The sequence below is a fragment of the Lysobacter sp. N42 genome (assembly GCF_004344885.1).
Window position 1 is genome coordinate 1 of sequence record NZ_SKFB01000089.1, and the last position, 4586, is coordinate 4586.

Below are 4586 nucleotides of genomic sequence, written 5' to 3' on the forward strand. Positions count from 1 at the left end.
GGCCCGTCCGCGCGTGCGCAACCGCAGCCGCGCGGCGGCCTGAGCGCGCACGCGGGCGATACGCGGCACTGGCGCGGCGACGCGCCGCCGTGGCTCAGCCGCGCACGGCGAGCATCCACGACACGCCGGCGCCCCAGACGACCAGCAGCACCAGCTGCAGGGCGAAGGTGACGGCCACCAGCGCGGTGGCGTGGAGCGCGCGCAGCGCCCGCAGGCGGCGCACGGCCAGCGCGCCGAGCAGGGCCGCCACCGCCAGCGTGGCCAGGTAGAGCGGATGCAGCACCAGCAGCAGCGCGCCGCGCGCGGTGGCGACCTCGATCGCCGCGGTCAGCGCGAATGCCGCGAGCGCGGCCAGGCCGGCCTCGGCGAGGTCGCGCCGCGCGGGACCCCGGGGGCTCACGCCTCCACTTCCTCGCCGTGGTCGGGCACGCGCACGTGCCAGCCCAGCTCGTGGGCGATGCGCTGGCGCAGCGCGTCGGCCGCGGCCGGCTCGCCATGGGTGACGTAGGTGATCCCCGGCGCGCCCGGCCCGCTGCGCAGCCAGGCCAGGATCTCGTTGGCGTCGGCATGCGCCGAGAAGCTGCGCAGCTGCACGACCTCGGCGCGGATGTCGACGTCGCGCCCGAACATGCGCAGGCTGCGCTGGCCCGACAGCAGCGTGGCCCCGCGCGTGCCGCCGGCCTGGTAGCCCGAGAGCACGATGGCGTTGCGGTGGTTGCCGCCGAAGGCGGCCACGTGGTGCAGCACGCGGCCGCCGGTGAGCATGCCGCTGGCCGAGAGGATGATGCGCGGCCCGCGCTGGCGGTCCAGCGCCTTGGACTGCTCCACGCTGTTGACGAAGCTGGCCACGGCGAACATGCGCCGGCATTCCTCGGCATCGAGGCGGTGCTCGCCCATGTGGCGGCGGTAGAGCTCGGTCGCATCGACCGCCATGGGGCTGTCCAGGTGCACCGGCACGTCGGGGATCGCGCCGCGCGCACGCAGCCGCGCAAGGTGCAGCATCAGCTCCTGCGCGCGGCCGACGGCGAACGTCGGCACCACCATCACGCCGCCGCGTGCGGCCACGCTGCGCACCACCGCGGCCAGTTCCTCCTCGGCATCGACCTGCGGATGCAGGCGGTCGCCGTAGGTGGATTCGCAGACCAGCAGGTCGCAGGCCGGCGGCGGGGCGGGTGCGGGCATCAGGGCATCGCCCGGGCGGCCGATGTCGCCGGAAAAATGCAGGCGCCGCCCGCCCGCGGTGAGCGTGACCTGGGCCGCGCCGAGGATGTGGCCGGCCGGGCGCCAGCGTGCCTGCATGCCGCCCGGCAGCGCGATGTCGCTGTCGAAGTCGACCGGGCGCAGGCGCTTGAGCGCGGCGCGGGCATCGGCCTCGGTATACAGCGGCTCGGGACGCGCGTGCTTGGAATAGCCCTTGAGCGCGGCGAACTGTGCTTCCTCCTCCTGCAGGCGGCCGCTGTCGGGCAGCAGCAGGGCGCAGAGGTCACGCGTCGCGGCGGTGCAGTACACCGGGCCGCGGAAGCCCTCCAGCAGCAGCCGTGGCAGGAAGCCGCTGTGGTCCAGGTGGGCGTGCGTCAGCAGCACCGCGTCGATGCCGGCGGGGTCCACCGGAAACGGCTTGCGGTTGCGCTCGCGCAGCACCTTATAGCCCTGGAACAGGCCGCAGTCGACCAGGATGCGCGCGCCCCCGGCGTCGACCAGATAGCGCGAGCCGGTGACCGTGCCAGTGGCACCGAGAAAGCGCAGGCGGGGGACGGCGGGATCGGGCATCGCGGGGCCTCCAGGATGCCGCTACCGTACGTGAACGGCAGGCCTCGCGCTTGACGTGGCTCAAGCGCCGGGAGGGGCCGGCTGGCGCAGCATGCCGGTTCCCCGCCAGTGCTCCGGGTCATGTTCCGTCCCAGCCCGTTCCCACGCCGTCTCGCCCTTGCCGGCCTCCTGGGCCTGGTGCTGCTGTCACCCGCGGCGGCGCTGGTTCCGCCCGACTGGTCGCCCAGGCCCGGCCAGTACGTCTGGAAACCCGAACTCGCCCCGCGCGGGCCGGTCGTCGTGGTCGCCAGCCTTCCGTTGCAGCAGTTGCACGTCTACCGCAACGGCGTGCGCATCGGCGCGACCACCATCAGCAGCGGCAAGCGCGGCCACGAGACGCCGGTCGGCGTGTTCACCATCCTGCAGAAGCGTGCCGAGCATTACTCCAATCTCTACGACAACGCGCCCATGCCCTGGATGCAGCGGCTGACCTGGGACGGCATCGCGCTGCACGCCGGCCGGCTGCCGGGGCATCCGGCCTCGCATGGCTGCATCCGCCTGCCCGATGCGTTCGCCAAGGCGCTGTTCTCGACCACGCGCCCGGGCGACGTGGTGATCGTCACCGATCGCGCGGGCGTGCCGGGCCCGGCGGCCGGCGGCGACGTGATGGCTGCGATGGGTCGCACCGGCCTGGCCGATGCCATCGACGAGTGGGCGCCCGAGCGTGCGCCCACCGGCCCGGTGAGCATCGTGCTGAGCACGCGCGACGGCCGTCTGGTGGTCATGCGCGACGGCGTGCGCATCGGCAGCGCGCGCGTCCATGCCGACCCCGCGCTGCGCCTGGGCACGCGCGCCTGGGTGCTGCTCGAGGGCCGCGGCGAGGGCACCGACCCGGTGCTGCCCGACCGCGCCGCGCGGCGCTGGCAGGCGATCGAGGTCGAACGCCCCGGCGATGGCGACCTCGCCGTGCGCCAGGCGCTGGAAGCGGGCGCGCTGGCCATCCCGCCCGAGCTTGCGCGCCGCATCGACGCGCTGCTGGTGCCGGGCGCGACCGTGGTGCTCACCGATGCACCGCTGGGCGAGGGGGCCCAGCGCAGGCCGCTGGAGCTGGAAACCGACGCCACGCCGCGCTGATAGCGGCGCGCGCCAGCGGCCATCGTCCCACGCCCTGGCCGGGCGCGGCACCGCCGGTGCCGGAATCGGCCCATGCGCGACGGGCCGCGTTCGCCGCGGCCCGTCGTCGTGTTTCCGTGGTGCCGGCTTTCAGCCGCAGCGCACGTGGGTGATCACGTTCCTGTCGTCGACGTCGATGTTCAGGCGGCCCTCGATGTACTCCATCGTGACCATCTGCCCCGGCTTGAGCACGCGGGCCATGCGGGCCCCGGCCAGCTGGCGCGCGCGCTCGACGTTCGCCGGCGTGGCCGGCTGGCCGACCAGCGAGCGTGCGGCGTCGGCATTGCAGCTGTCCTGCGAAGGCGGTTGCGGATCGGGCATGGGCGGCGCGGCGGTGGTCGTGCAGGCGGCAAGTAGGGTCGACAGGGCGACGGCGGGCAGCAGGATGCGCAGGCTCATGCGGGGCCTCGATTCGGGTGGAAGCCCGATTCTGGTACGCGCCCGTACCGGCCGCGTCAATCCGCGCGCCGCGGGTTCAGCCGCAGGTGGCGCGGGTGATGAGGCCGCCCTCGTCGAGGAAGAGGGTAAGCCGGTCGATCTGCCCGACCTGCGGTTCGGCCTCGCCCGGCATGACCAGGCGCACGGCCTGGCTGCGGCTGGCCATGCGCGCCTGCTCCACGATGGGCGCGCTGGCCGCGCGCCCGACCAGCGCATCGGCTCCGTGCGGCTGGCAGACCGCCGTGCGCGCGCTGGCGCCGGCCGGTGGCATCACGCTGCAGGCGGCGACGGAAGCGACGAGGACCGCGACCGGAACCACCAGACGGGTCCAGTCGCCTTCGCGTTGGGAGCCAGACAGGGCCATGGGGGCCTACCCGGAAGAGGGGAGGCTTCAGCGTCCAGTGCACGTCGTGTGCGCAATGTCAAGGTGGCGCGGGGCGTTCGATGCTCAACGTCAGCAGCAACTGTGCGAGCGTGGCCACGTCCTGGCGGTTGTGTTCGGCCACCCGGCGCAGGTTGACCGCATCGCCGCCGCGCAGGTAGCCCAGCCACGCCGCCGGCGCCTGCGAGCCCGGCAGGTCGTCCTCGCGCAGGATGCGCAGGGCCTCGCGTTCGATGGTCGCAAGGCGGCAGTTCTCCCAGCGCCCGCGCCAGCGGCGGCGCGATGGGTGCAGCAGGTCGAGGTGGTCGAGCCCGTGCAGGGCGTCGGGCAGGCGCGCCAGGCGGTAGCGCGTGCGCAGCAGGGGCGCGTCGTAGCTGCGGCCGTTGTAGCTGGCCAGCACCGTCTGCGGGCGCAGCCACGATGCGAAGGTGCGCAGCATGGCGCGCTCGGCGGCCATGCTGGCGATGAGCAGCTGGCGGATGCGCAGCGCGCCCTCGAACCAGTCGGCCGCGCCGATCATGAAGGCGCGCGTGCCGGTGCCACCGGCCAGGCCGGTGGTTTCGGTGTCGAAGAACAGCAGGTCGGCCGCATCCAGACGGCCCTCGCGGCGCGCGAAGTCCAACGGCAGCGGCGCATCCGGCGGCGCGTGCGCGATGCGCGATTCGATGAGCCAGAGGCCTTCGTCGATCTGCTCGCCGGGCAGCCTGCGGTCGACCGCGCGCGCACGCGGACGCGCTGGGGCGCCGCGTTCGCGCAGGCCGAGCAGGCGCCGCAGGCGGTCGCCGTCGTCGGCAGGCGGCGTCGGCGCTGCCGCGACGGTCGATGCGTCGGCGGCGGCGGCGGG

At 74.5% G+C, this 4586-nt stretch carries 6 protein-coding genes; 1 reads left to right on the forward strand and 5 read right to left on the reverse strand.

Features of this window, described 5'->3' with window-relative positions:
- Window positions 1-94 precede the first annotated feature (94 nt).
- Together EYQ95_RS25815 and EYQ95_RS25820 are read right to left on the reverse strand one after the other, a co-directional pair.
- Entirely contained in the window at window positions 95-400 is a 306-nt protein-coding gene (locus EYQ95_RS25815) for a hypothetical protein (protein ID WP_132332026.1), read from the reverse strand.
- The gene (locus tag EYQ95_RS25820) at window positions 397-1770 is read right to left on the reverse strand and encodes an MBL fold metallo-hydrolase RNA specificity domain-containing protein (protein WP_132332028.1); all 1374 of its coding nucleotides are present in this window, start codon (window positions 1768-1770) and stop codon (window positions 397-399) included. Before EYQ95_RS25820 ends, EYQ95_RS25815 begins: the two co-directional genes overlap by 4 nt.
- Window positions 1771-1890: 120 nt before the next feature.
- Between EYQ95_RS25820 and EYQ95_RS25825 the strand changes: the two genes are divergently transcribed.
- Window positions 1891-2883: a L,D-transpeptidase family protein gene (locus tag EYQ95_RS25825; protein ID WP_132332030.1), complete on the forward strand. Its 993-nt coding sequence runs from the start codon at window positions 1891-1893 to the stop codon at window positions 2881-2883.
- A gap of 129 nt (window positions 2884-3012) precedes the next feature.
- Here EYQ95_RS25825 and EYQ95_RS25830 read toward each other — a convergent pair whose 3' ends face one another.
- The 3 genes from EYQ95_RS25830 to EYQ95_RS25840 form a co-directional block, all read right to left on the reverse strand.
- A complete protein-coding gene (locus tag EYQ95_RS25830; RefSeq protein ID WP_132332032.1) occupies window positions 3013-3321 on the reverse strand; it encodes an I78 family peptidase inhibitor in 309 nt (102 codons plus the stop codon).
- A 76-nt stretch (window positions 3322-3397) separates the two neighbouring features.
- Window positions 3398-3724 carry an I78 family peptidase inhibitor gene (locus EYQ95_RS25835; RefSeq protein ID WP_132332034.1) on the reverse strand — a complete coding sequence of 109 codons (327 nt, stop codon included), beginning with the start codon at window positions 3722-3724 and terminating at the stop codon, window positions 3398-3400.
- Window positions 3725-3782: 58 nt separating this feature from the next.
- A partial coding sequence (locus tag EYQ95_RS25840) for a ribonuclease H-like domain-containing protein (protein ID WP_132332036.1) occupies window positions 3783-4586 on the reverse strand: 804 nt, incomplete at its 5' end.